At 58.9% G+C, this 25257-nt stretch carries 22 protein-coding genes; 10 read left to right on the plus strand and 12 right to left on the minus strand.

Annotated elements, in window-relative coordinates:
• Positions 1-19: 19 nt before the first annotated feature.
• Both hisA and hisF read left to right on the plus strand, forming a co-directional pair.
• Positions 20-757 carry a 1-(5-phosphoribosyl)-5-[(5-phosphoribosylamino)methylideneamino]imidazole-4-carboxamide isomerase gene (gene hisA / locus BK660_RS24330; protein ID WP_017336056.1) on the plus strand — a complete coding sequence of 246 codons (738 nt, stop codon included), beginning with the start codon at positions 20-22 and terminating at the stop codon, positions 755-757.
• A gap of 9 nt (positions 758-766) precedes the next feature.
• Complete coding sequence (gene hisF / locus BK660_RS24335) at positions 767-1537, plus strand: imidazole glycerol phosphate synthase subunit HisF (protein ID WP_007897430.1); 771 nt, start codon at positions 767-769, stop codon at positions 1535-1537.
• A gap of 29 nt (positions 1538-1566) precedes the next feature.
• Here hisF and BK660_RS24340 read toward each other — a convergent pair whose 3' ends face one another.
• Entirely contained in the window at positions 1567-3096 is a 1530-nt protein-coding gene (locus tag BK660_RS24340; protein ID WP_123435442.1) for a trypsin-like serine peptidase, read from the minus strand.
• A 212-nt stretch (positions 3097-3308) separates the two neighbouring features.
• Here BK660_RS24340 and BK660_RS24345 point away from each other — a divergent pair, with 212 nt between their 5' ends.
• Positions 3309-4064 carry a substrate-binding periplasmic protein gene (locus BK660_RS24345; RefSeq protein WP_123435443.1) on the plus strand — a complete coding sequence of 252 codons (756 nt, stop codon included), beginning with the start codon at positions 3309-3311 and terminating at the stop codon, positions 4062-4064.
• 148 nt (positions 4065-4212) lie between these two features.
• Here the strand turns inward: BK660_RS24345 and BK660_RS24350 are convergent, their stop codons facing one another.
• From BK660_RS24350 to gpmI, 4 genes are all read right to left on the minus strand, one after another.
• Positions 4213-4989 (minus strand): divergent polysaccharide deacetylase family protein, encoded by a 777-nt coding sequence (locus tag BK660_RS24350; RefSeq protein WP_123435444.1) that lies wholly within the window; start codon positions 4987-4989, stop codon positions 4213-4215.
• A gap of 1 nt (position 4990) precedes the next feature.
• Positions 4991-6310, minus strand: coding sequence for a S41 family peptidase (locus tag BK660_RS24355; RefSeq protein ID WP_123435445.1), 1320 nt, complete (start codon positions 6308-6310; stop codon positions 4991-4993).
• A 32-nt stretch (positions 6311-6342) separates the two neighbouring features.
• Positions 6343-7641 carry a murein hydrolase activator EnvC family protein gene (locus BK660_RS24360; protein WP_123435446.1) on the minus strand — a complete coding sequence of 433 codons (1299 nt, stop codon included), beginning with the start codon at positions 7639-7641 and terminating at the stop codon, positions 6343-6345.
• Between the two features lie 226 nt (positions 7642-7867).
• Complete coding sequence (gene gpmI, locus BK660_RS24370; protein ID WP_123435447.1) at positions 7868-9397, minus strand: 2,3-bisphosphoglycerate-independent phosphoglycerate mutase; 1530 nt, start codon at positions 9395-9397, stop codon at positions 7868-7870.
• Between the two features lie 154 nt (positions 9398-9551).
• Between gpmI and BK660_RS24375 the strand changes: the two genes are divergently transcribed.
• From BK660_RS24375 to secB, 3 genes are read left to right on the plus strand one after another with little or no spacing between them, the layout of a single operon-like run.
• Positions 9552-9965 carry a rhodanese-like domain-containing protein gene (locus BK660_RS24375; protein ID WP_027922167.1) on the plus strand — a complete coding sequence of 138 codons (414 nt, stop codon included), beginning with the start codon at positions 9552-9554 and terminating at the stop codon, positions 9963-9965.
• A 1-nt stretch (position 9966) separates the two neighbouring features.
• Positions 9967-10221, plus strand: coding sequence for a glutaredoxin 3 (gene grxC / locus BK660_RS24380; protein ID WP_123435448.1), 255 nt, complete (start codon positions 9967-9969; stop codon positions 10219-10221).
• A 41-nt stretch (positions 10222-10262) separates the two neighbouring features.
• Complete coding sequence (gene secB, locus BK660_RS24385; RefSeq protein WP_077432292.1) at positions 10263-10754, plus strand: protein-export chaperone SecB; 492 nt, start codon at positions 10263-10265, stop codon at positions 10752-10754.
• A 132-nt stretch (positions 10755-10886) separates the two neighbouring features.
• Here secB and BK660_RS24390 read toward each other — a convergent pair whose 3' ends face one another.
• Positions 10887-11342, minus strand: coding sequence for a tRNA (cytidine(34)-2'-O)-methyltransferase (locus tag BK660_RS24390; RefSeq protein WP_123435449.1), 456 nt, complete (start codon positions 11340-11342; stop codon positions 10887-10889).
• On the opposite strand from BK660_RS24390, the gene BK660_RS24395 reads away from it, so the two are divergent.
• Positions 11341-11781, plus strand: a complete 441-nt coding sequence (locus BK660_RS24395) for a hypothetical protein (protein ID WP_123435450.1) — start codon at positions 11341-11343, stop codon at positions 11779-11781. The genes BK660_RS24390 and BK660_RS24395 overlap by 2 nt on opposite strands.
• Before the next feature lie 607 nt (positions 11782-12388).
• Here the strand turns inward: BK660_RS24395 and ntrC are convergent.
• The 5 genes from ntrC to glnA form a co-directional block, all read right to left on the minus strand.
• On the minus strand, positions 12389-13825 hold the full coding sequence (ntrC, locus tag BK660_RS24400) for a nitrogen regulation protein NR(I) (protein WP_027922162.1): 1437 nt from the start codon (positions 13823-13825) through the stop codon (positions 12389-12391).
• Positions 13822-14907, minus strand: coding sequence for a nitrogen regulation protein NR(II) (gene glnL, locus BK660_RS24405; RefSeq protein ID WP_008024908.1), 1086 nt, complete (start codon positions 14905-14907; stop codon positions 13822-13824). The genes ntrC and glnL overlap by 4 nt, the downstream gene beginning before the upstream one ends.
• A gap of 230 nt (positions 14908-15137) precedes the next feature.
• A complete protein-coding gene (locus BK660_RS24410) occupies positions 15138-15755 on the minus strand; it encodes a DUF4124 domain-containing protein (protein ID WP_123435451.1) in 618 nt (205 codons plus the stop codon).
• On the minus strand, positions 15752-16261 hold the full coding sequence (locus tag BK660_RS24415) for a DUF4124 domain-containing protein (protein WP_123435452.1): 510 nt from the start codon (positions 16259-16261) through the stop codon (positions 15752-15754). Before BK660_RS24415 ends, BK660_RS24410 begins: the two co-directional genes overlap by 4 nt.
• Before the next feature lie 298 nt (positions 16262-16559).
• The gene (gene glnA / locus BK660_RS24420; RefSeq protein WP_027922158.1) at positions 16560-17966 is read right to left on the minus strand and encodes a glutamate--ammonia ligase; all 1407 of its coding nucleotides are present in this window, start codon (positions 17964-17966) and stop codon (positions 16560-16562) included.
• A gap of 330 nt (positions 17967-18296) precedes the next feature.
• Here glnA and thiI point away from each other — a divergent pair, with 330 nt between their 5' ends.
• Both thiI and typA read left to right on the plus strand, forming a co-directional pair.
• Complete coding sequence (thiI, locus tag BK660_RS24430) at positions 18297-19751, plus strand: tRNA uracil 4-sulfurtransferase ThiI (RefSeq protein ID WP_027922157.1); 1455 nt, start codon at positions 18297-18299, stop codon at positions 19749-19751.
• Positions 19752-19890: 139 nt separating this feature from the next.
• Positions 19891-21711: a translational GTPase TypA gene (gene typA / locus BK660_RS24435; protein ID WP_090176728.1), complete on the plus strand. Its 1821-nt coding sequence runs from the start codon at positions 19891-19893 to the stop codon at positions 21709-21711.
• 225 nt (positions 21712-21936) lie between these two features.
• Here typA and BK660_RS24445 read toward each other — a convergent pair whose 3' ends face one another.
• Positions 21937-22377, minus strand: coding sequence for a YkgJ family cysteine cluster protein (locus BK660_RS24445; protein ID WP_123435589.1), 441 nt, complete (start codon positions 22375-22377; stop codon positions 21937-21939).
• Between the two features lie 260 nt (positions 22378-22637).
• Here BK660_RS24445 and BK660_RS24450 point away from each other — a divergent pair, with 260 nt between their 5' ends.
• Positions 22638-25088: a glycogen/starch/alpha-glucan phosphorylase gene (locus BK660_RS24450; RefSeq protein ID WP_123435454.1), complete on the plus strand. Its 2451-nt coding sequence runs from the start codon at positions 22638-22640 to the stop codon at positions 25086-25088.
• Positions 25089-25257: the final 169 nt, after the last annotated feature.

The following is a 25257-nucleotide window of genomic DNA, read 5'->3' on the forward strand; positions in this document are numbered from 1 at the left end:
GAATTTGAAGGTTTGCCAGATGCTGATTATTCCCGCTATCGATCTCAAAGACGGTGCCTGTGTTCGTCTGCGCCAGGGCCGCATGGAAGATTCCACAGTGTTCTCCGATGACCCGGTGAGCATGGCTGCCAAGTGGGTGGAGGGCGGTTGCCGTCGTCTGCATCTGGTCGACCTGAACGGCGCTTTCGAAGGCCAGCCAGTCAATGGCGAAGTGGTCACCGCGATTGCCAAGCGTTATCCGAACCTGCCGATCCAGATCGGCGGCGGTATCCGTTCCCTGGAAACCATCGAGCACTACGTCAAGGCCGGCGTGAGCTACGTGATCATCGGCACCAAAGCCGTGAAAGATCCGGCCTTCGTCGCCGAAGCGTGCCGCGCGTTCCCGGGCAAGGTGATTGTCGGCCTGGATGCCAAGGATGGTTTTGTCGCCACCGACGGCTGGGCTGAAATCAGCACCGTTCAGGTGATCGACCTGGCCAAGCAATTCGAAGCCGACGGCGTGTCCGCGATCGTTTATACCGACATCGCCAAAGACGGCATGATGCAGGGCTGCAACGTACCGTTCACCGCCGCGCTGGCCGCTGCCACGCGCATTCCGGTGATCGCGTCCGGTGGTATTCACAACCTCGGTGACATCAAGTCGCTGCTCGACGCCAAGGCGCCAGGCATCATCGGCGCGATCACCGGCCGGGCGATCTACGAAGGCACCCTCGACGTCGCTGAAGCGCAAGCTTTCTGCGATTCGTACAAAGGCTGAGGACTGACCATGGCGCTGGCCAAACGCATCATCCCTTGCCTGGACGTGGATAACGGCCGGGTCGTCAAAGGTGTGAAGTTCGAGAACATTCGCGACGCCGGTGACCCGGTGGAAATTGCCCGTCGTTACGACGAGCAGGGTGCCGACGAGATTACCTTTCTCGATATCACGGCCAGCGTTGACGGTCGTGACACCACGCTGCATACCGTCGAGCGCATGGCCAGCCAGGTGTTCATCCCGCTGACCGTGGGCGGTGGCGTGCGCACCGTGCAGGACATTCGCAACTTGCTGAATGCCGGCGCGGACAAGGTCTCGATCAACACCGCTGCGGTGTTCAATCCGGAGTTTGTGGGCGAGGCGGCTCAGCATTTCGGTTCGCAGTGCATCGTCGTTGCCATCGATGCGAAGAAAGTCTCGGGACCTGGCGAAACCCCGCGCTGGGAAATCTTCACTCACGGTGGCCGCAAGCCTACCGGCCTCGACGCCGTTGAATGGGCGAAGAAAATGGAAGGCCTCGGCGCCGGCGAAATCCTGCTGACCAGCATGGACCAGGACGGCATGAAAAACGGCTTCGACCTGGGCGTGACGCGCGCCATCAGCGACGCGCTGGGCATTCCGGTGATCGCCTCTGGCGGTGTCGGCAACCTGCAGCACTTGGCCGACGGCATCCTCGAAGGCCACGCCAGCGCGGTGTTGGCGGCGAGTATTTTCCACTTCGGCGAATACACCGTTCAGGAAGCCAAGGCCTACATGGCGCACCGCGGGATCGTGATGCGATAACGCGTCCGGAAAAATCCTCCGGGCCGATGTCAGTTGGCAACTTCAGCCGTGGGAGTTGCCGCTTCGTGAGTGTCTGTCGCATAGCCCAACAAGTCGACCCTCGGCGCTGATGCCTGCCCCGACTTGTCGTAGGCAATAGAACAGAGCTTGCCCGGAAGATCGTCGCTTGGAACGAAGAAATCCATCTCCACGTCGTTCCTGTATTTGTCAGGTTGATTGCAGTCCGTCGTTGCGGCGGGACCATATTTTATCGAATAGGTCCTGTGCGGCTCTTCTGCTTTCGCCAGGGTCACAAAAACTTCGGTGATGATCGACAGATCAGGCGGGGTGGTTGGCTTGTTGTCCAGTATCTCGACTGGCAAAGACAGTGCATTTTTCAGAAGTCCCGATTCGGGTTTTTGCGTCGCAGAATCTAATCCGAGAATGCACAGAAAATAGTGTCCGGGTTCACTCCCTATTTCGGAATTGATGAAGGCATTCGCTGAGCCCTCAACATCGCTGTAGTGATGAGGGCTCTCGCACTCCATTGCCTTGCGCACGGTTTTATGGCGATAGAAATCGGTGCTTATAGAGAATCGATAGTTCCAGGTCGGAATGGCAATTGAGCCGTCATCCTGATGTTTGACCCGTTGGTAACTTTCCAGCGTGATAGCGTCAGTGTCGATGGTGAACGCCGGGAAGAGTTGGCAGGACGACGGCGGGTTTTTTGCGATCCGACCTTCCAAGAAGCATCCGTTGAGAAATGCCGTCGGATTGCCGTATACATTTCCCGGTATTGCCTGATAAGCCTCTCCAGCGGGTGTGCAAGGAGCATGCTCGCGACATGGAACAAGGCCTTCATCAAAATTTCCTGTCCCGATCACTCCAACGATCTCATTGGAGGAGCGATCCAGTAGCGGGCTTCCTGATCCGCCTCCCCTGATGTCCTGACAGCGTGTCATGAACGTGTTGCGCCATACCCAGGCGCCTTCAACTATTTCCTGCGCCGGTTGCAGAGTACAGGCCGACATCCGCAACGTGGTTTGATCAAAGCCTTTTGGCGCCCCGACGATCAATACGTCGGTCCCGTCCGCTGGTGTTTCACGCGCCAGTGTTAATGGCTGTATTCCATTATCGATGAGCTCCTGAAGGCTGACATCCAGTTCGACTATGGCCATATCAACGCCTTGAATGCTTCGCCATGTCGTCGTCTTCAGCGGATAGCTCTTGAACGCGGTGCTGTCAGTGAAATAGTTGAATGTGAGGCTGCCGGTAACCGGTCTGTCTGTGACGATGTTGCCATTGGTCAATTCGATGCAGTGGCCCGCAGTGAGCACGTAAGCAGGAGTTCCAGGCTGCTCGAGTTCATCGCGTGTATCCAGGAGGGTCGCGGTACAGTTCCCTGAGCCGGTGGTCAGGCGCCCGATGCCTTGCCAGTGGTCGCGAGAGCCGTCAGTGTTTTCAAGGACTACGGAAGGCGTCAGATTCAGCAGGCCTTCGCCATAATCGCTGCCGTTTGCAAAGCTCGGAGTGCACAGTGAGCACACAGCGCTGGCAAGAAGTAAGGGAATCGAATTCATAGAGCGTTGTCTCTGATTAATATAAAAAACGGCCTGTCGCCGGTGTTGGCAATTAATCAGTTGTGGCGGGTTGGAGTGCGGTAACTATCTACCGCACTGACGGTGACACCCATTATTTTAACGATCTGCATAAGGCTGTTATCAAAAGGCCAGTAGACAGTGTGTCGGGCTCAAGGCACTCTTGGGCACGCCACGGATTTCGGTAGCCCGACATGATCAAACGCCTGCTTCTTGTCCTCGCCAGCGCTTCTCTGTTGCTCATCAATGGAGTCCACGCTGAAGAAAGTCCCGACACCGATCTGGTGTTGCTGACGGAAAATTTCCCGCCGTACAACATGGCGAAGAACGGCAAAAACTTCGCTCAAGACGAGAACATCAACGGCATCGCCGTGGACATCGTCCGCGAGATGTTCAAACGTGCCGACATCACCTACAGCCTGACGCTACGTTTCCCTTGGGAACGAATCTACAAACTCGCGCTGGAAAAACCCGGTTACGGCGTGTTCGTGATGGCGCGTTTGCCCGACCGCGAAAAGCTCTTCAAGTGGGTCGGCCCGATTGGTCCGGATGACTGGATCATGCTGGCCAAGGCTGACAGCAAAATCAGCCTTGAGACGCTGGATGACGCGCGCAAATACAAGATTGGCGCGTACAAAGGTGATGCGATTGCCGAGACGCTGGGCAAGCAAGGGTTGAATCCGATCGTTGTGCTGCGCGATCAGGACAATGCGAAGAAGCTGGTCAACGGCCAGATCGACTTGTGGGCCACGGGTGATCCGGCCGGGCGGTACCTGGCGCGGCAGGAAGGGGTGAATGGTCTGAAAACCGTGCTGCGCTTCAACAGCGCCGAGCTGTACCTGGCGTTGAACAAAGACGTGCCGGACGAGATGGTCACCAAGCTTCAGGCCGCGCTGGATCAACTGCGCAAGGAAGGCAAGGTGGACGAGATCATGGCGCGGTACCTGTAAGGCTCAACACCGAACCTTCACGCATGCACAAAACCAACTGTGGGAGCGAGCCTGCTCGCGAAGAGGGAGTGTCGGTCAACATCATCGTTGCCTGGCATACCGCTTTCGCGAGCAGGCTCGCTCCCACAGGGTTTATTGGCGTAGCGGATTACCGGTAGACGCCATCCTTGCCATGGGCTGCCGTTGCGCGGTTACCCCGCACGCTGATCATCTGCTTGATATCAATCCACTCAATCCCCTGAGCCTTCAACTTTGGCATCTCGCGTTCCAGCACCGCCAGTGTCTGCGGATACGGATGCCCGATCATCACCGCCGAACCCTGCTTGCGCGCCAGACTGATCGCCGTCTGTAGCTGCGTGGAGATCGCCGCTTCGGTGCGCTCATCATCCAGAAACACATCCCGCGAAACACTCGCCAATCCAATCTTCTGAGCTTCGGCAGCAGCGACGGTTTGCGCGCTGGTACGGCTGTCGACGAAAAATTTGTGGCGTTGCTGCAAGTGCGCCATCAACCAGGCCATGGCCGGTTGTTGTGCGGTCATGCGGCTGCCCATGTGGTTGTTGATGCCCGCGGTGTAGGGCACGACCTTGAAGGCCGCGCCCAGGCGCTTCTCAAGTTCTTCAATGGACAAGTCCGGGTGCCAGGCAAACGGGCCGGTGGCCGGGTCCATGGGCATGTGCAGGATGACGATCTTGCCGGCGCGATGGGCTTCGCGGGCAAACTCGGTGGCGTGGGGCGTGTCGGGCATGATCGCCGTGGTTACCGGGCCGGGCAGGGCCAGCACGCGACGATCCCGGGGCAGGTTCTGCCCCAGGTCATCGATGATCAGGCTGAGATAAGCTTTTTGAGGGGCCGTCTCGACGGGGGCTGCGTGAGCAACACCCGTCAGGCAGAGCAATAAACCCAGGATAAACCGCTGGAACATCTCAGCGGCCGGACGTGATGCTCAACCCTTTGAGCAGGCTCAAGGCCTGGGCCAACTGGTAATCATCATCCTGCGGCATGACCTTGGGTTTGCCGCCGGAGCTGGTCGGCTTGTCGGCGCCGCCGTTGCCATTGCCCAGGTGACCTTGCAGGTCGGCTTCCTTGAAGTACTCGCTGTCCTGCTCGTTGGTGATCTTGGCCTTGCGCACTTCGATGTCCGGCACGATGCCCTGGGCCTGAATCGAGCGGCCGTTCGGCGTGAAGTACAACGCAGTCGTGATCTTCAGCGCGCGGTCGTTGTTCAGCGGCAGCACGGTTTGCACCGAGCCCTTGCCGAAGCTGGTGGTGCCCATCAGCACCGCGCGCTTCTGATCCTGCAAGGCACCGGCCACAATCTCGGACGCCGAGGCACTGCCGCCGTTGATCAGCACGACCATTGGCACGGCTTCGCTTTCGTCCTTGCCGGTCGCGGAGAAGCGCAGCTCGGAATTGGCGATACGGCCTTTGGTGTAGACGATCAGGCCCTTCTTGATGAAGTGATCGACCACTTCCACTGCGGACTGCAGCACGCCACCCGGGTTGTTACGCAGGTCGAGGATGATGCCGTTGAGCTTCTTGCCGTTTTCCTTGCGCAGTTTGGCCAGGGCCTGGGAGACCTCTTCGCCGGTCTTGACCTGGAACTGCGTGATGCGGATGTAGCCGTAGCCGGATTCCAGCAACTGCGACTTCACGCTCTTCACTTGAATAATCGCGCGGGCCAGGGTGACGTCGAACGGCGTACCGCCATCGCGCACCAGGGTCAGGGTGATTTTCTGGCCGATCTTGCCGCGCATCTTGTCCACGGCTTCGGTCATGCTCTGGCCGCGAGTCGGCTGGCCGTTGATCTTGACGATGAAGTCGCCGGCCTGGATGCCTGCCTTGGAGGCGGGCGTGTCATCGATCGGCGAAACCACCTTGATGAAACCGTCTTCGGCGCCGACTTCGATGCCCAGGCCACCGAATTCACCGCTGGTGCTTTCCTGCAACTCGGCGAAGTCTTCCGGCCCGAGGTAGGCGGAGTGCGGATCGAGGTTGCTGAGCATGCCTTTGATGGCGTTTTCCAGCAGGGTCTTGTCGTCCACCGGTTCTACATAGGCAGCCTTGATCCGGTCCATGACCTCGGCAAAGGTGCGCAATTCTTCCAGTGGCAACGGTGCCTTGGTCGTCGCGGCAGTGCCCGCAGGCGCGACTGCCGGGGCCGGTTGAGCGGCGAACGCCAGAGGCGCGCCGATCACCAGGGCGATCGTCAGGGCCAGCGAGGTAAGGCGGGACAAATGCAGCATGTCTAACGAACTCCTGAAATTAGGTAGCGTGCTTATCCTTGCGCGCGACACCATTGCGCCGGATCACTCGGGTGACCCTGCTGACGAATTGCGAAATACAGTGCTGGTGTGTCCTGCCCGCCGCTGTTACCGACAGTGGAAATGGACTCACCGGCTTTTACCACGTCACCCGCAGACTTGAGCAGCGTCTGGTTGTGACCATAAAGACTCAAAAAACCGTTGCCGTGGTCGAGAATCACCAGCAGCCCGGCACCACGCAACCAGTCGGCAAACACCACGCGACCGCCATGCACGGCATGCACCTGGCTGCCGGCGGAGGCGCTGATCATCACGCCGTCCCACTTGGTGCGGGCATCGTCGCCACGGGATTCACCGAAGCGTGCCAACAGTCGACCATCAACTGGCCAGGGAAGTTTTCCCCGAGTTGACGCGAAAGGGCCGCCAAAGGTCTCGCCTGAACTTGAAACCAGCGCGCCGGGTGTCGATCTGACCGGTTTGCGTGGGGCGTCGGTGGTTTCTGCGTCTGCAGCCGCCTGGGCCTCACGTAAACGCTTTTTTTCGGCTTCCTGCTGGGCGATCAGCGCTTTTTGCCGCGCTTCTTCTGCCTCTCGGGCCTGGCGAGCCAAGGTTTCTTCAATGGTTTTAAGGACTTTAGACAGGTCTGCCTGATCTTGCTCGCGGGATGCCAGTTTCTGGTCGCGGGCCTTTACGTCGTCGCTGAGCTTGGCCAGGACCTGTTGGCGTTCCTTGCGGACTTTGTCGAGCTCATCTCGCTGGGTGTCGAGGCTGCTTTTCTGCACCAGCAACTGCGCCTGTTGGGCGTCAATGTCTTTTTCGACATTGGTCAGTTGGCGCAGGGTTTCGTTGAAATTCTTCAGCTGCTCCAGGCGGGCCTGGCTCAGGTAGTCGTAGTAGGTGAGGGTACGGGCGAATTTTTCCGGGTTCTGCTGGTTCAGCAGCAGCTTCAGGTACTCCTGACGGCCGTTCTGATAGGCCGCTCGGGCCTGAATGGCGATCAGTCGTTGCTGTTCAGTGCGCGCGCTCTGGAGTTTTTTTTTCTCTGCATCGAGTCGCTGCAGCTCGGATTCGCTTTTCTTCAGCTCTTTTTGCAGGGCATCGACCTGCTTCTCGAGCTTGCCCATTTCGGTCTCGGTGCCTTTGAGCTCTTTCTGCACACCGGATTTTTCTTCCTGGAGCTTGCCCAGCAGTTTTTTCAGCTCGGCAATGTCCTGACGCGTGGCGTCCAACTGTTGTTGGGTTTGCTCGCGCTCGTCAGCAAAAGCCGGTTGGAGCAGGCAAGTCAGTGCAAGGGCTATCAGGACGCGGAGCATAGAGGCGGGCGACACCAGGGAAAGGGACGGCCTAGTATGCCCGCCAAGCGTGGCAAAAAAAATGCCCAATTGGGGCTGTGTGATAACTGGAACGAAAAACACCGCAAAACCAATGTGGGAGCGGGCTTGCTCGCGAATGCGGTGTGTCAGGCAACGTTGATGTTGACTGATACACCGCATTCGCGAGCAAGCCCGCTCCCACAGGGATTCAAGGCGTTTGAACGATCTACACCAGAATCGATGTCCCGGTCATTTCCGCCGGTTTTTCCAGGCCCATCAGCATCAGCATGGTCGGCGCCACATCCGCCAGCACGCCGCCTTCGCGGACCTTGAGGTCACGCTTGCCGACATAGATGAACGGCACAGGCTCGGTGGTGTGTGCGGTGTGCGCCTGGCCGGTGGCTTCATCGGCCATTTGCTCGACGTTGCCGTGGTCGGCAGTGATCAACGCTTCGCCGCCGACCTTTTCCAGGGCTTCGACGATGCGGCCGACGCACTGGTCCAGGCATTCAACGGCCTTCACTGCAGCATCAAACACGCCGCTGTGACCAACCATGTCGCCGTTGGCGTAGTTGACCACGATCACGTCGTAACGCTGGTTTTCAATGGCATCGACGATGCGGTCGGTGACTTCCGGGGCGCTCATCTCAGGCTGCAAGTCATAGGTGGCAACTTTCGGCGACGGGATCAGGATGCGTTCTTCGCCCGGGAACGGTTCTTCACGACCGCCGGAGAAGAAGAAGGTCACGTGCGCGTATTTCTCGGTTTCGGCGATGCGCAGTTGCGTCTTGCCGTTTTTTGCCAGGTAATCGCCCAGCACGTTTTCCAGGCTGCCGGCGGCGAAGGCCGATGGCGCAGGAATGCTCGCAGCGTATTGGGTCAGCATGACGAAGCCAGCCAGTTTCGGCTGACGGCTGCGTTCAAATTCCTTGAAACCGTCTTCGACGAACACGCGAGTCAGCTCACGGGCGCGGTCGGCACGGAAGTTCATGAACACCACGGCATCGCCGTCTTCGACCTTGACCGGCTCGCCGATGGAGGTGGCTTTGACAAACTCGTCGCTCTCGCCACGGGCGTAAGCGGCTTCCAGACCTTCCTGGGCGGTGGCAGCGTTGAACTCGCCGTTGCCGTCGACAATCAGGTTATAGGCCTGGGACACGCGGTCCCAACGGTTGTCGCGGTCCATGGCGAAGTAACGGCCGATGATGCTGGCAATCCGGCCTTTGCCCAGCGCCTGGAAGGTCGCGTCGAGCAGTTCGATGGACGACTGGGCGCTTTTCGGCGGGGTGTCGCGGCCATCGAGGAAGGCGTGCAGGTAGATTTTTTCAGCGCCGCGCTTGTAGGCCAGTTCCGCCATGGCGATCAGGTGGTCCTGGTGGCTGTGAACGCCGCCATCGGACAGCAGGCCCATGAAATGCACGGCTTTGCCGGCGGCAACGGCTTTATCCACCGCCGCGCAGATGGTCGGATTCTCGAAGAACTCACCGTCGCGGATCGATTTGGTCACGCGGGTGAAGTCCTGATACACCACGCGGCCGGCGCCGAGGTTCATGTGGCCGACTTCAGAGTTGCCCATCTGACCGTCCGGCAGGCCAACGTCCATGCCGCTGCCGGAGATCAGGCCGTTGGGCACGGTGGCCCACAAACGGTCCAGCACGGGCTTCTTCGCGGCAAAGATAGCGTTGGATTCAGGGCTCTCACTGTGACCGAAGCCATCGAGAATAATCAGGACCAAAGGTTTAGGCGTGGTAGTCATGGATTCCACTCGTGGCTGAGTTAAAAGAGGGCAATGAAAAAAGGGAGTCGCAGTTTAAAGCGAAGTTCCGGCCACGTCACCGCCGGACGGGGTTTGGCCCACCATAGTGGCTGTGTATACTGGCCGACATTTTAACGCCCTGGAACCTCCTTCGATGGTTGCTCACCTGATTGAATTTGCCACTAACCACTACATTCTTGTCGGTATCTTCGTCGTACTGCTGGCGGCGCTGATTGCCTATCAAATGCAGGGCGGCGGCCGTAGCCTGAGTACCGGTGAACTGACCGGGCTGGTCAACAAGGACGCAGGCGTCGTGATCGACATCCGTTCGAACAAGGACTTCGCCGCCGGTCACATCGTTGGCGCGTTGAACATTCCTCACGACAAACTGACCGCGCGCATCGGCGAACTGGAAAAGCACAAGGCCAAGACCATCATTCTGGTCGACGCCCTGGGCCAGACCGCCGGTACCCATGCCCGCGAGCTGATGAAATCCGGCTTCACCGCCGCCAAGCTCTCCGGTGGTATTTCCAGCTGGAAGGGCGACAACCTGCCGCTGGTGAAGTGATATGAGCAACGTCGTCGTCTATTCCAGCGATTACTGCCCTTACTGCTCGCGAGCCAAGTACCTGCTCGAGAACAAAGGCGTGGCCTTCGAAGAGATCAAGGTCGATGGCAAGCCGCAGGTGCGCGCCGCCATGGCTCAGAAAGCCGGACATACGTCCGTGCCGCAGATCTGGATCGGCAGCACCCATGTTGGTGGTTGTGATGATTTGTTTGCCCTTGAGCGCGCCGGCAAGCTCGACGCCATGCTCAAGGCCTGAATACCTTCCCTATAAGACCCCAAGATCAGAAAGGATCTGAGATGACTGACCAACAGAACACTGCAGCTAGCGAAGAAGAAACCGCACCGCAATTCTCCTTGCAGCGCATCTACGTACGTGACTTGTCCTTCGAAGCCCCGAAAAGCCCGGCGATTTTCCGCCAGCAGTGGGAGCCGAGCGTCGGTCTGGATCTGAACACCCGTCAAAAGCCCCTGGAAAGCGACTTCTACGAAGTTGTGCTGACCCTGTCGGTTACCGTGAAGAACGGTGAAAACGGCGAAGTCGCATTCATCGCTGAAGTGCAACAGGCCGGGATCTTCCTGATCAAGAACCTGGACGACGCTTCGATGAGCCACACCCTGGGCGCGTTCTGCCCGAACATCCTGTTCCCGTACGCTCGCGAAACCCTGGACAGCCTGGTGACCCGTGGTTCGTTCCCGGCCCTGATGCTGGCACCGGTGAACTTCGACGCGCTGTACGCACAAGAACTGCAACGCATGCAGGCGGCTGGCGAGACTCCGACCGTTCAGTAAGCAGTCCTGAGAGTCGACGCAAGTCCAATGTGGGAGCGGGCTTGCTCGCGAAAGCGGCGTAACAGTCAACGAAGGTGTTGAATGTTATGGCCCCTTCGCGAGCAAGCCCGCTCCCACATTTGTTATGCGGTGTTATTTGAAACCGAGCTGACGCCAGCCTTCGTACACGGCGACGGCCACGGTGTTGGACAGGTTCAGGCTGCGGCAGCCTTCGCGCATCGGCAAGCGCAAGCGCTGTTCGCCGGGCAGGGCGTCGAGCACTTCAGGCGGCAGGCCTCGGCTTTCCGGACCGAACAGGAAGGCATCGCCCTCGGCAAAACTGGCATCGTGGAACGGTCGCGAGCCTTTGGTGGTGAAGGCGAACAACCGTGGATGGCCAAGGCTCTCCAGGCAGCTGGCGAGGTCGGCGTGGCGTTGCAGGGTGGCGTACTCGTGGTAGTCGAGGCCGGCCCGGCGCAGACGCTTGTCGTCCATCTCGAAGCCCAGCGGCTCGATCAAATGCAGGTGGCAGCCACTGTTGGCGCACAGCCTGATAACGTTGCCGGTATTCGGCGGAATTTCTGGTTGAAAAAGGATGACGTGAAACATGCACGGCTCCGAAGGTAAAGATGACGGGCATTCTACGCCGCCAAAGGACCCTCGTTCGAAACTATTCCCGCGCGTGCTCGGTTCATTGGCGATTGTCGGGATGATGGTGGGGCTGATGATCGGTCGCCTGACCGCGCCAGACCCGACGGTCTTGCAGCAAGTGGAGGTCACCAGCGACGGCCTGGTCGTGTGGTTCAACAACGAACCCAAGAGCCACGGCGAGTTTGTCGACGGTAGTCTCGCGCTGCTGTTCGAGGCTGAAGGCAAGGCGCAGAAAGGTCAGCTCAGGCTCGACGATAAAACCGTCAACTGGCGAGTGCGTTTGAGTGATGGGGGGTTGTTGCTGTCGGTGGTGGCCGCTCGGCCACTGCTAGGCGAGTGGGCCGGTAGCGAGGTCGATGACCGCTGGCGGCTGGAGATCCATCTCCGGGAGCAATAAAAGAGGGAATCCCCGGCCTGCCTGTACCAAGGTTCCCAAAACGGCGGGGCTCACGCATTGCGTCGTGAGCCCGGTGTAAAGAAGGAACCCCTGACCTGCCTGTATCAAGGGCCCCAAAACGGGTGGGCTCGTCGCTTGTGCGGTGTGAGCCCGATGTAAAGAGGGGAATCCCCGGCCTGCCTGTACCAAGGTCCCCGAAACCGGGTAGTGAACTGAATCACTGAATGGACTATTGCAGGGGGCGTGCCAGTTTTTAACAAGTTGAAACAGAAATCCGCGCAGAAACGTCGAAAGCCCCGTATTCCGGGGCTTTCGTGTTTTTTCGATAGGGGTTCGATTGCGAAAAATGGCGAGGTTTTGGTGCTGCTTTTGTGCGCGATTGCAGGTCGCAGTGCATTGGTACGGTGCATGATGTTCTAAATGTGGGAGCGGGCTTGCTCGCGAAGGCGGTGTAACACTCAACGAAGATGTTGATTGTTATGGCCGCTTCGCGAGCAAGCCCGCTCCCACATTGGTTCTATGTCAGCCGCAAAATTCAGGCTTGGCGCAAAGCCCGTGAGGCGGGCCTGCGATTGAATGTAACTAATGCAGAATAACCAAAGGCTGCTTAGCCCTCATCCCCCTCATCATCATCCCCACCATCCACCTTCATCCCCAATTCCTTGATCTTGCGCGTCAGGGTATTACGCCCCCAACCCAACAAGACTGCAGCATCGCGGCGGCGGCCGGCGGTGTGTTTGAGGGCGGTCTCGATCATGATCCGCTCGAAAGCCGGCACGGCGGTGTCCAGCAGGCTCGACTGACCACGCGCCAACGCCTGATCGGCCCACTGGCGCAGCGCTTGTTCCCAGTTGGTCACCGGCGCCGAATCCTGCGGCAGGCTCAGCAGCTCAGGCGGCAGGTCGCTGATGTGCACTTCGCGACCCGATGCCATCACCGTGATCCAGCGGCACGTGTTCTCCAGCTGACGGACGTTGCCGCCCCACGGCAGGTTCTTCAGGTATTCCTCGGTCTCGCTTTTCAGCAGCTTCGGTTCCACCGCGAGTTCCTGCGCGGCGCGGCTGAGGAAGTGCTTGGCGAGGGTCGGGATGTCTTCGCGACGGTCCGACAGGCGCGGAATGTGGATGCGGATCACGTTGAGGCGGTGGAACAAGTCCTCACGGAATTTTCCGGCGTGCACCAGGGTTTCCAGGTTCTGGTGAGTCGCGGCGATGATTCGCACATCGACCTTCACCGGCACATGACCGCCAACGCGGTAGAACTCGCCGTCGGCCAGTACCCGCAGCAAGCGGGTCTGGGTGTCGGCCGGCATGTCGCCGATTTCATCCAGGAACAGCGTGCCGCCATCCGCCTGTTCAAAACGACCGCGACGCAGGTTGGCCGCGCCGGTGAACGCGCCTTTTTCGTGGCCGAACAGCTCGGACTCCATCAAGTCCTTTGGAATCGCCGCCATGTTCAACGCGATGAACGGCGAGGCCGCTCGTGGGCTGTGACGGTGCAGGGCGTGGGCCACCAGCTCTTTACCGGTCCCGGATTCGCCGTTGATCAGCACGGTGATGTTGGAGTGGCTCAAGCGCCCGATGGCGCGAAACACTTCCTGCATCGCCGGTGCTTCACCGATGATTTCCGGGGTGCGGGTCAGGGCGACCGGGACTTCCAGGCCTTGCTGTTCCTGAGCGTGCTGATTGGCGCGCTTGACCAGGGAGACGGCTTCATCGACATCGAACGGCTTGGGCAGGTACTCAAACGCACCACCCTGATAGGACGCGACAGCGCTGTCCAGATCCGAGTGAGCGGTCATGATGATGACCGGCAACCGTGGGTGCTGTTCGCGAATCCGTGCCAGGAGGTCCAGGCCGCTGGCGCCCGGCATGCGGATGTCAGAGATGATCACGTCCGGTTGCTGGCGCGCCAGGCGGCTCATCACGCCATCGGCGCTGTCGAAGCTTTGCGTGGTCATGCCTTCTTGCTGCAAGGCTTTTTCCAGGACCCAACGGATAGAACGGTCGTCATCGACGATCCACACGGTTTCACTACGGCTCATGTCGATGTGGCTCCTTGTTCCAGTGGCAGAAAGATCGAGAAAGTGGTGTGGCCTGGGTGGCTGTCACATTCGATCAAGCCCTGGTGCTGGCTGATGATGTTCTGGGTAATGGCCAGGCCGAGCCCGGTACCGTCGGGGCGACCGCTGACCATGGGAAAGAAGATGGTTTCCTGCAGTTCCGCAGGAATGCCCGGACCGTTGTCGATGATTTCGATTTTGGTCACCAAGCGATGGCGCACGTGGCCGATGGTGAACTGGCGCATGGCGCGGGTGCGCAGGCTGATGCGGCCCAGGCGCAATTCGTTCTGGCTGCTGATGGCCTGCATCGCGTTGCGCACGATGTTCAGGACCGCCTGAATCATTTGTTCGCGGTCGATCAACACGTCGGGAATGCTCGGGTCGTAGTCGCGCACCAAGGTGATGCAGCCCTGGCTTTCCGCTTCCACCAGATGGCAGACGCGCTCCAGCACTTCGTGGACGTTGCACATGGCCAGCGACGGCAATTTGTTCGAGCCGAGCATGCGGTCGACGAGGTTGCGCAGGCGGTCGGCTTCTTCAATGATCACGTTGGTGTAATCGCGCAGGCTTTCTTCCGGCAGTTCGCGGGCGAGCAATTGCGCGGCGCCGCGAATCCCGCCCAGCGGATTCTTGATTTCATGGGCGAGGCCACGCACCAGCATCTTGCTGGTTTCCTGCTTCGACAACTGCGCCTCTTCCTTGGTGATCCGCAGCAGGCGGTCACGGGGATGGACTTCCAGCAACAGCATGGTGGCGCCGTTGGCCAGGATCGGCGTGACTGCGTAATCGACGGTCAATGTCTGGCCGGTGAGGGCAGTGAGCATCGCTTCGCGTTTGGTAAACGGGTGCGCTTGCTCGACCGCCTGGCGCAGGGAATTCAGCGCTTCGGTGGATTCGGTGAACAACTCGCTGATGAACTGCCCATGACTGCGCTGGCCGCTGATGGCCAGCAGCATCTCCGCCGCCGGGTTCATGTACTCGAGGCGCAGTTCGGCGTCGAGCAGGATGGTGGCGGTGGTCAGGTTGTCGAGTAGCAAGCGGTGTAGTGCGTCGCTAATGGTCATCAGGACCTCTTTTGGAGCGGAGCGTGCGCGAGAAACAAGCGCTGATGCGGGGAAAATGCAAAAACCAAACCAAGGCTCCGAAAAGAAGCAATTAAGGCCTGAAACGGGCGTTTGACGCTCGTTTGCGTGGCGTTCTGCCAGCTTTCACGGGTACTTTCGAACCAAAATGGGTTGCGATGTGGGTACGGTGCACCCTATCGCACCAATATAGTGCACAAACCTGAACGGCGTTAGAACAAACGAAGGAAGGGATTTTTTTCTTCTTCCGGTTTGTCTTCGAGGGGGCATTCCGGCCGTTGGCCGTAGTCGGCGAGGGTGCAGGGTTTGACCCGGCGTTGTTGCGCGAGGGAGGTGCGCAACATGTGGAAGGGTTGATTGGCCGTGCGTTCGACGGTGCGGCCTTGTTCGTCGAGGATTTCCACTGACAGGTTGTGGCTGCCGCGATCGATGTTTGTCAGGGGGAATACAGGGCTCAGGCCAGGTTCGGCAGTGGGTTGGCCGTCGAGCAGCAGGCGGTAGCGATGACCCGGTTGCAGGCCGGGTTCATTGGTGACGCTGACGATCATTTCGCCGGCATTGCTGCGGATCGTCGCGTCCGGCTCCGGCACCAGTATGCGCAGCAAATCGTAGTGAAACAGCGGTTGCTCTTCGGGCTGATTCACGGCGATTAGCGGTTTTGCAGTGGATTGGGCAGCCATGCGATTGCTGGTCGCCAGCGGCACGCGTTTGGCGTTGCCATGTTGCGGCTGGTCGGTGAAGGCGCGATTGCCCTGGGCATCGACATAAGTGAAGACCTCGGCTGACACCGGGAAGGCAATCAAACAGGCGATCAGCAGCCACAGCCTCATGGCTTATGCACCCGTTGCACGGTGAGCGTCACGGTGGGACTTTGCTGAAGGACCTCCTCGCCATTGATCACCTGCACCGCCAGGCTATGTTCGCCGCGGTCGATGTTCACCAGTTGCAGGATCGGCACGTTGCTCGATTGCCCATACGGTTGACCATCCAGCAGTAATCGCAACAGATGCGGTGCTTGCAGGCGCGGTTTGATCAGGACGCTGACGGTGAAGGTGCCGTTATTGGCGCGCAGGGCTTCCTCGGTGGGCACGCCAGTCAATTGCAGCACCTCGTAGGCGTTGCCGGGCGGCTCATTGCGGGTGGTGCCGGTGGGGGCGGCTGGAGGAGATTGGGGTTCCACGCTGTTGAGCGGCGGCAATTCAACCGGCTGGGCCGTGACGCCATCGGGCGGTTGATTGCTGTAGGCGGTGTTGCCATCGGCGTCGGTGTACTTATAGATCTGCGCGGCGGCGGGCAGGGCGATGAGCAGCAAGATAAATAGAAAACCACGACCCATAAAATCGACCAGAAACGAAAGCGTTGGGTTGCAGCATAGGTCAGGGGTGGCGATTGACCCAAGGCGTTAACATTTGGGCATGAATTACTGATCTCTCTCAAACACCACAAAGCCCCTGTAGGAGTGAGCCTGCTCGCGATAGCGGTGTGTCAGCAGCATTCATTTTGGATGAGAAACCGCTTTCGCGAGCAGGCTCACTCCTACAGGGGTTATTCATCGCTCGTGAAATCCAGGGCACAAAAAAGGCCTCCCGAAGGAGGCCTCTTTTTGTCACGCCGCGTGCCGCAGCGCTACCGGATCAGCAGCTGTAGTACAGCTCATATTCCAGTGGGTGTACGAAGGTGCGGACCTTGATTTCTTCTTCGCTTTTCAGAGCGATGTAAGCGTCGATGAAGTCATCGGAGAACACGCCGCCTTTGGTCAGGAACGCGCGACCTTTGTCCAGTTCTTCCAGGGCTTCTTTCAGGCTGCCGCAAACTTGTGGGATCTCTTTGGCCTCTTCTGGCGGCAGGTCGTACAGGTTTTTGTCAGCTGCGTCGCCAGGGTGGATCTTGTTCTGGATGCCGTCCAGGCCAGCCATCAACAGTGCAGCGAAGCCCAAGTACGGGTTGGCTGCTGGATCCGGGAAGCGGGCTTCGATACGGCGAGCGCGAGGGCTGGACACGTAAGGAATACGGATCGAAGCGGAACGGTTGCGAGCCGAGTAGGCCAGCATTACTGGAGCTTCAAAACCTGGGACCAGACGCTTGTAGGAGTTGGTCGACGGGTTGGTGAAGCCGTTCAGGGCCTTACCGTGCTTGATGATACCGCCGATGAAGTACAGGGCAGTGTCGGACAGGCCGGCATAGCCTTCGCCAGCGAAGGTGTTCTTGCCATCTTTGGCGATGGACAGGTGAACGTGCATACCCGAACCGTTGTCGCCGTACAGTGGCTTAGGCATGAAGGTCGCGGTGCGGCCGTATGCATCAGCAACGTTGTGTACGCAGTACTTCAGGGTTTGAACTTCGTCAGCCTTGGCAACCAGGGTGTTGAACTTCACGCCGATTTCGTTCTGGCCAGCAGTTGCCACTTCGTGGTGGTGAACTTCGATGACCAGGCCCATTTCTTCCATGGCGTTGCACATGGAGGTACGGATTTCGTGGTCATGGTCGAACGGTGGAACAGGGAAGTAGCCGCCTTTGACGCCTGGACGGTGGCCGCGGTTGCCGCCTTCCACGTCCTGGTCGGACATCCACGAACCTTGTTCGGAGAAGATTTTGAACATCGAACCGGAGATGTCGGACTTGAACTTCACTTCGTCGAAGATGAAGAACTCTGGCTCTGGACCCACAAATACGGTGTCACCGATACCGGTCGACTTCAGGTATTCCTCGGCACGCTTGGCGATCGCACGTGGGTCGCGGTCGTAGCCTTGCATGGTCGAAGGCTCGATCACGTCGCAAACCAGGATCAGGGTCGGCTCTTCGGTGAACGGGTCGAGTACGGCAGTGCTGTCGTCCGGCATCAGGATCATGTCGGAGGCTTCGATGCCTTTCCAGCCAGCAATGGAGGAACCGTCGAACATTTTGCCTTCTTCGAAGAAAGCGTCATCCAGCGCGTCGCGAGCCGGCATGGTCACGTGGTGCTGAGTGCCTTTGGTGTCCGTGAAGCGCAGATCAATCCACTTGACGTCATGATCTTTGATGAGTTGAACCGACTTCGACATAGTGTCCTCCGGGTGGCTTCGGGCTTAGTAGTGGATGCCCTTGGAATGTGGGTGATGCCGGCGCGAATACTCTGCCAAGGCAACCTGCCTCACAAGGGAGCAAATTGCATGCCAGTGCCCCACCATGGGTTTTTTGCCCCAATTTCACGCTTATAAAGGCACAAAGCGTCTTCAGGTGGAAAATCTCGCCCTACAATGTAGCGTTAAATCCTATAAATGACCCGTTTTGGTGCGCGCAAAACCTTCTGCACATTAACTGGTTAAACCTTGAGCAATTTCCGCTATAATCCGCGCCCCCCTTTTTCGGCTGGCCCAGCGCGCGCTGTTTTCATGAAACTAATCGTAAAAGTCTTCCCCGAGATCACCATCAAGAGCCGCCCGGTACGGATGCGTTTCATCCGCCAATTGGCTAAAAACATCCGCACCGTGCTCCGCGACCTGGACCCGGCCGTGGTGGTGAACGGTGTGTGGGACAATCTCGAGCTGGAAACCCGCGTCAGCGAGCCCAAAGCCCTGAAGGAGATGACCGAGCGCCTGAGCTGCATGCCCGGCATCGCGCATTTCCTGCAGGTCGATGAATACCCGTTGGGCGACTTCGACGACATCGTCGCCAAGTGCAAGCAGCACTTCGGCGAGTCCCTGGCCGGGAAGATCTTCTCGGTGCGCTGCAAACGCGCCGGCAAGCATGAATTCAGCTCGATGGACGTCGAAAAATACGTCGGCAGCCAACTGCGTCGTCAGTGCGGCGCCGCCGGAATCTCGCTGAAAGAGCCGGAAATCGAAGTTCGCATCGAAATTCGCGACAAACGGTTGTTTGTGATCCACAGCCAGCACAACAGCATCGGCGGTTATCCGCTGGGTGCACTGGAACAGACGCTTGTGCTGATGTCCGGTGGCTTCGATTCCACCGTGGCGGCGTACCAGATCATGCGCCGTGGCCTGATGAGCCATTTCTGCTTCTTCAATCTGGGCGGAAGGGCCCATGAACTGGGCGTCATGGAAGTCGCGCACTTCATCTGGAAGAAGTACGGAAGCTCCCAACGCGTGTTATTTGTCAGTGTGCCGTTCGAGGAAGTTCTGGGAGAAATTCTCGGGAAAGTCGATAACAGTCATATGGGTGTAGTTTTGAAGCGTATGATGTTGCGCGCTGCTTCCCGTATTGCTGATCGGCTGGACATCGAAGCGCTGGTCACCGGTGAAGCGATTTCCCAGGTGTCGAGCCAGACGTTGCCGAACCTGTCCGTGATCGACTGCGTGACCGACAAGCTCGTCTTGCGTCCGCTGATCGCCAGTCACAAGCAGGACATCATCGACCTGGCCAACGAAATCGGGACTGCCGACTTCGCCAAGCACATGCCGGAATACTGCGGGGTCATCTCGGTGAACCCAAAGACCCACGCCAAGCGTCCGCGCGTGGAGCATGAAGAGAAAGAATTCGACATGGCGGTCCTTGAGCGTGCGCTCGAGAACGCCAAACTGGTCCCGATCGATCGCGTAATCGACGAATTGGGCCAGGACTTGCAGATTGAAGAAGTCAGCGAAGCGCTGGCGGGGCAAATCATCATCGACATCCGTCACCCGGATGCCGCTGAAGATGATCCGCTGGCCCTGGCTGGTATCGAGGTACAAGCGATGCCTTTCTATGCATTGAACGCTCGTTTCAAGGAACTGGACCCTACTCGCCAGTACCTGCTGTATTGCGACAAAGGCGTGATGAGTCGCCTGCATGCCCACCATTTGCTCAGTGAGGGGCATGCCAATGTGCGCGTTTATCGACCGAGCTAAGAGCCCGGGGCTGTATGCCTGTGGCCTGCGTCACCGGCCCCCCGACTCTGCCGTCAAGCTGTAACGGCAAGGCCTGACTCTACTGTTAATCGCTGCCAAGACTTGTCAGCACACCGAATCCTCTGATCGAGATACACAAGTGATCGAAAATCTACGCAACATCGCCATCATTGCTCACGTTGACCATGGTAAAACCACCCTGGTAGACAAACTCTTGCGTCAATCCGGCACCCTGGAGCGCAACGAGCTCAACGACGAGCGCGTGATGGACTCCAACGACCAGGAGAAAGAGCGCGGTATTACCATTCTGGCGAAGAACACCGCCATCAACTGGAACGGCTACCACATCAACATCGTGGACACCCCGGGCCACGCCGACTTCGGCGGCGAAGTTGAACGCGTAATGTCGATGGTTGACTCCGTTCTGCTGCTGGTTGACGCTCAAGACGGCCCTATGCCGCAAACCCGTTTCGTGACCAAGAAGGCTTTCGAAGCCGGCCTGCGTCCAATCGTGGTCATCAACAAGGTTGACCGTCCAGGCGCGCGTCCGGACTGGGTTCTGGACCAGATCTTCGATCTGTTCGACAACCTCGGTGCTACCGAAGAACAGCTGGACTTCAAAGTCGTCTACGCCTCGGCCCTGAACGGCATTGCCGGTCTGGAACACACCGACATGGCTGAAGACATGACCCCGCTGTACCAGTCGATCGTCGACAACGTACCTGCGCCGAAAGTCGACCGCGATGGTCCGTTCCAGATGCAAATCTCCGCTCTGGACTACAACAGCTTCCTGGGTGTTATCGGCGTTGGCCGTATCGCTCGTGGCCGCATCAAGCCGAACACTCCGGTTGTCGCTATCGACGCCGACGGCAAGAAGCGTAACGGTCGTATCCTGAAGCTGATGGGTCACCACGGTCTGCACCGCATCGACGTTGAAGAAGCAGCTGCCGGCGACATCGTCTGCATCAGCGGCTTCGACCAGCTGTTCATCTCCGACACTCTGTGCGACCCACTGAACGTCGAAGCGATGAAGCCGCTGACCGTTGACGAACCAACCGTTTCCATGACCTTCCAGGTAAACGACTCGCCTTTCTGCGGTAAAGAAGGCAAGTTCGTGACTTCCCGTAACATCAAGGAACGTCTGGACAAAGAACTGCTCTACAACGTTGCCCTGCGCGTTGAAGAAGGCGACACCGCCGACAAGTTCAAAGTCTCCGGCCGTGGTGAGCTGCACCTCTCGGTACTGATCGAAACCATGCGTCGCGAAGGCTTCGAAATGGGTGTTGGTCGTCCGGAAGTGATCATCCGCATGGTTGACGGCGTGAAGCACGAACCGTACGAAAACGTGACCATCGACCTGCCGGAAGAATCGCAAGGTTCGATCATGGAACAGATCGGTATCCGTAAGGGCGACCTGACCAACATGGTTCCGGATGGCAAGGGCCGTGTGCGCCTTGAGTACAACATCCCGGCTCGTGGCTTGATCGGTTTCCGTAACGAGTTCCTGACCCTGACCTCCGGTGCAGGCATCCTGACCTCGATCTTCGACCGTTACGACGTGATGAAGTCCGGCGACATGTCCGGCCGTCAGAACGGCGTGCTGGTTTCGGTTGCTACCGGTAAGGCTCTGACTTACTCGCTGGAAACCCTGCAAGCTCGCGGCAAACTGTTCCTGGGTCACGGTGAAGACGTGTACGAAGGTCAAATCGTCGGCATCAACAGCCGCGACAACGACCTGGGCGTCAACCCAACCAAAGGCAAGAAGCTCGACAACATGCGTGCTTCGGGTAAAGACGAAACCATCGCTCTGGTTCCGCCTATCCGCTTCACTCTGGAGCAGGCTCTGGAATTCGTTCAAGAAGACGAATTGTGCGAAGTCACTCCTAAGTCCATCCGTCTTCGCAAGAAGATCCTGGGCGAAAGCGAGCGTACCCGCGCTGCGAAGAAGTCCGGTAACTGAGTCTTTTAGTTAGCTGACAAAAAACGCCCCCGACCGCAAGGTCGGGGGCGTTTTTGTTTGTCTGGGGTTTGATGATCACTGTGGCGAGGGGGCTTGCCCCCGTTGGGTGGCGAAGCCCCCCCAAAACCTGCCACCTCGTTTATCCAGAAACCAGGCATCGCTCGGCTTCACGACGGCTTCGCCGCCGAACGGGGGCAAGCCCCCTCGCCACAGGTGAAGTGGAGATCAAAACTTATCGAGCGGCCGACGGCTCTCGCTGGTCTCGCGCACCACTTCTTTCGGCTTGTACGCGCAATACCCCGGCCGCGGCCCGATTTTCGGGTGATTGCGGCAGGTATCCGGGCGCTTTTCATAAATAGTGCACAGACGGCTCTTACGATCCAGGTACAGGCAGTCGTTGTTGCTCATGCGCTGGAGGGTGAAGATCTCGGTCTTCTGGCTGTAACGCTCGACGATCCCTTCCTTCTGCAGGCGCTTGGCGATGTTTTTCGCCGGCTCGCCGCGTTCGAACTCGTCGACGATGCCGATACGGATCAGATCCTTGATCTTGACCTCGACCGGCAGCGTGCAGCAGCTGGACACACAGGAACCGCACATCGGCGCAGAGTACTTGGCCCAGGTATCGAGGCGATCGATCTCAGCGGCGGCGATCAGGTTGGGCTTCATCATCGGTTGTTACCAGCTACGTGCATCAGGGCGCGCGATCATACCGGGACTGGTGGATTTTTGAACAACCTTTCGCCAGATTTTTTCTGTATCACCCAAAAAGCACCGTTAATCCGGCACGGCCCCTGCATTGATTCAGGCACACGACAATGTAATGCCGAGCTATCTCGCACTATCAGGAAAAACTGCCGAACCAGAGCCCCCGCCGTCTGTCAGACCGTCTAGGCTCAACAACTCCACGCTCGCTCGAGGTCCTATCGATGACTCAAGAACCACTTGTTCGCGAAGCAGAGGTGGCCGCATTCCGCGACGCCGTCTTGACCAAACTCACCTACGCGGTGGGTAAAGACCCGGATCACGCCTTTGACCACGACTGGTTCGAAGCCATCGCCCTGGCGGCCCGTGATCACATGGTCGAGCACTGGATGGACCACACCCGGCAGATCTACCGCAAAGGGCAGAAACGGGTTTATTACCTCTCCCTCGAATTTCTCATCGGCCGACTGCTCTACGACAGCCTGAGCAACCTGGGCTTGCTCGACGTCGCCCGCGAAGCGCTGACCGAACTCGGTGTCGACCTCGAACGCATCCGCCTGCTGGAGCCCGACGCGGCGCTGGGCAACGGTGGTCTCGGTCGTCTGGCCGCCTGCTTCATGGAAAGCATGTCGACCCTCGGCATCGCCGGTCACGGCTACGGCATTCGTTATGAGCACGGTTTGTTCCGCCAGGCCATCGTCGACGGCTGGCAGCAAGAGCAGACCGAACACTGGCTGGACTTCGGCAACCCGTGGGAATTCGAGCGCCCAGAAGTCGTTTACCCGATTGGCTTCGGCGGCGGCGTCGAAACCGTCACTGATGAAAACGGCAAGACCAAGCAAGTCTGGACCCCGGTGGAAACCGTGCGCGCGATTGCGTATGACACGCCGGTGGTCGGCTGGCGCGGTGCGAGCGTCAACACGCTGCGTCTGTGGCGCGCCCGCGCCATGGAAGATTTGCATTTGGAGCGCTTCAACGCCGGTGACCACTTGGGCGCCGTGGCAGAAGTCGCCCGGGCCGAAAGTATTTCCCGCGTGCTTTATCCCGCGGACAGCACCGAAGCCGGCCAGGAACTGCGCCTGCGCCAGGAATATTTCTTCGTCGCTGCGTCCTTGCAGGATTTGCTGCGCCGTCACCGCAACATGCACACCTCGGTCCTGACCCTGGGTGACCACGCGGCGATCCAGCTCAACGACACGCACCCCTCGATTGCCGTGGCCGAATTGATGCGCCAACTGGTCGATGTCTACGACGTTGCCTGGGATGCGGCGTGGCAGGTTACCGTGGACACGCTGTCGTACACCAACCACACGTTGTTGCCGGAAGCGCTGGAAACCTGGCCGGTCGGCTTGATGGAGCGGATGCTGCCGCGGCACATGCAGATCATTTACCTGATCAACGCCCAGCACATCGATTCGCTGCGGGCCAAAGGCATTCACGACTTCGACGTGTTGCGCGCGGTATCGCTGATCGAAGAAGACAACGGCCGCCGTGTGCGCATGGGCAACCTCGCGTTCCTGGGTTCGCACAGCGTCAACGGTGTGTCCGGGCTGCACACGCAGTTGATGCGCAAAACCGTGTTCTCCGAACTGCACAAACTCTACCCGGACCGGATCAACAACAAGACCAACGGCATCACCTTCCGCCGCTGGCTCTACCAGGCCAACCCCGAACTGACGTCGATGATGGTCGATGCCCTCGGGCCGGATTTGCTGGATAACGCCGAATCACGTCTGCTCGAACTGGAACCGTTCGCCGAAAAACCCGCGTTCCGCAAAGCATTCGCCGAACAGCGTCTGCTCAGCAAAAAAGCCCTCGCCTACATCATTCACGAACGGCTGGGCGTGGCGGTCAATCCGGCGGCGATGTTCGACGTGCAGGTCAAACGGATCCACGAATACAAACGCCAGTTGCTCAACCTGATGCACACCGTGGCGTTGTATCAGGCGATTCGGGCCGAGCCGGAGATCGACTGGGTGCCGCGCGTGAAGATCTTCGCCGGCAAGGCCGCCGCCAGTTATCACCAGGCCAAGCTGATCATCAAGCTGACCAACGACATTGCCCGGGTGGTGAACAACGACCCGACCGTGCGCGGTTTGCTCAAAGTGGTGTTCCTGCCCAACTACAACGTCAGCCTGGCGGAGAGCATTATTCCGGCGGCGGACTTGTCGGAGCAGATTTCCACCGCAGGCTTCGAAGCCTCCGGCACCAGCAATATGAAGTTCGGCCTCAACGGCGCCCTGACCATCGGCACCCTCGATGGCGCCAACGTCGAAATGTGTGAGCGCATCGGCGTCGAGCACATGTTCATCTTCGGCCTCAGTGCGCAGCAGGTGGAAGCGCGCAAACAGAACCATGAGTTCAACGCGACGCCGGACATCGCTGCGTCGCATCGGCTGAATGACGTGCTGCAAGCGATTCGTGGCGGGGTGTTCTCGCCGGATGATCCGTCCCGTTACACCGGGCTGATCGATTCGCTGGTGGATTACGACCGTTTCCTGGTCTGTGCCGACTTCGACTCTTACTGGGACGCGCAGATGCGCGTCGAGGCCCACTGGCATGATTCCAAGGAATGGTGGCGCTCGGCGGTGTTGAACACGTCGCGGATGGGGTGGTTCTCCTCGGACCGGACCATTCGTGAGTACGCCACGGATATCTGGAAGGCACTGGAGTAACTTTTCGCAATAATTGCGTGCAAGGCCCGACGGTTGTTGGGCCTGGCCGATATACTACGCACCGGTTACGCCGGGTTGCATGCATTGGCAATCCATTGTGGGAGCGAGCAGGCTCGCTCCCACAGGTTTGTGTGGTTTCACACTAAACTCAGCCAATGCTGCCTTGCCG

Origin of the sequence: Pseudomonas brassicacearum, from assembly GCF_003732265.1 — a bacterium.
GTDB lineage: Bacteria > Pseudomonadota > Gammaproteobacteria > Pseudomonadales > Pseudomonadaceae > Aquipseudomonas > Aquipseudomonas brassicacearum_D.

Excerpts from the sequence above, each read along its gene's own strand:
- hisA (WP_017336056.1), top strand. The coding sequence starts at position 20 with ATGCTGATTATTCCCGCTATCGATCTCAAAGACGGTGCCTGTGTTCGT.
- hisF (WP_007897430.1), top strand. The coding sequence starts at position 767 with ATGGCGCTGGCCAAACGCATCATCCCTTGCCTGGACGTGGATAACGGC.
- BK660_RS24340 (WP_123435442.1), bottom strand. The coding sequence starts at position 3,096 with ATGAATTCGATTCCCTTACTTCTTGCCAGCGCTGTGTGCTCACTGTGC.
- BK660_RS24345 (WP_123435443.1), top strand. The coding sequence starts at position 3,309 with ATGATCAAACGCCTGCTTCTTGTCCTCGCCAGCGCTTCTCTGTTGCTC.
- BK660_RS24350 (WP_123435444.1), bottom strand. The coding sequence starts at position 4,989 with ATGTTCCAGCGGTTTATCCTGGGTTTATTGCTCTGCCTGACGGGTGTT.
- BK660_RS24355 (WP_123435445.1), bottom strand. The coding sequence starts at position 6,310 with ATGCTGCATTTGTCCCGCCTTACCTCGCTGGCCCTGACGATCGCCCTG.
- BK660_RS24360 (WP_123435446.1), bottom strand. The coding sequence starts at position 7,641 with ATGCTCCGCGTCCTGATAGCCCTTGCACTGACTTGCCTGCTCCAACCG.
- gpmI (WP_123435447.1), bottom strand. The coding sequence starts at position 9,397 with ATGACTACCACGCCTAAACCTTTGGTCCTGATTATTCTCGATGGCTTC.
- BK660_RS24375 (WP_027922167.1), top strand. The coding sequence starts at position 9,552 with ATGGTTGCTCACCTGATTGAATTTGCCACTAACCACTACATTCTTGTC.
- grxC (WP_123435448.1), top strand. The coding sequence starts at position 9,967 with ATGAGCAACGTCGTCGTCTATTCCAGCGATTACTGCCCTTACTGCTCG.
- secB (WP_077432292.1), top strand. The coding sequence starts at position 10,263 with ATGACTGACCAACAGAACACTGCAGCTAGCGAAGAAGAAACCGCACCG.
- BK660_RS24395 (WP_123435450.1), top strand. The coding sequence starts at position 11,341 with ATGCACGGCTCCGAAGGTAAAGATGACGGGCATTCTACGCCGCCAAAG.
- BK660_RS24390 (WP_123435449.1), bottom strand. The coding sequence starts at position 11,342 with ATGTTTCACGTCATCCTTTTTCAACCAGAAATTCCGCCGAATACCGGC.
- ntrC (WP_027922162.1), bottom strand. The coding sequence starts at position 13,825 with ATGAGCCGTAGTGAAACCGTGTGGATCGTCGATGACGACCGTTCTATC.
- glnL (WP_008024908.1), bottom strand. The coding sequence starts at position 14,907 with ATGACCATTAGCGACGCACTACACCGCTTGCTACTCGACAACCTGACC.
- BK660_RS24410 (WP_123435451.1), bottom strand. The coding sequence starts at position 15,755 with ATGAGGCTGTGGCTGCTGATCGCCTGTTTGATTGCCTTCCCGGTGTCA.
- BK660_RS24415 (WP_123435452.1), bottom strand. The coding sequence starts at position 16,261 with ATGGGTCGTGGTTTTCTATTTATCTTGCTGCTCATCGCCCTGCCCGCC.
- glnA (WP_027922158.1), bottom strand. The coding sequence starts at position 17,966 with ATGTCGAAGTCGGTTCAACTCATCAAAGATCATGACGTCAAGTGGATT.
- thiI (WP_027922157.1), top strand. The coding sequence starts at position 18,297 with ATGAAACTAATCGTAAAAGTCTTCCCCGAGATCACCATCAAGAGCCGC.
- BK660_RS24445 (WP_123435589.1), bottom strand. The coding sequence starts at position 22,377 with ATGAAGCCCAACCTGATCGCCGCCGCTGAGATCGATCGCCTCGATACC.
- BK660_RS24450 (WP_123435454.1), top strand. The coding sequence starts at position 22,638 with ATGACTCAAGAACCACTTGTTCGCGAAGCAGAGGTGGCCGCATTCCGC.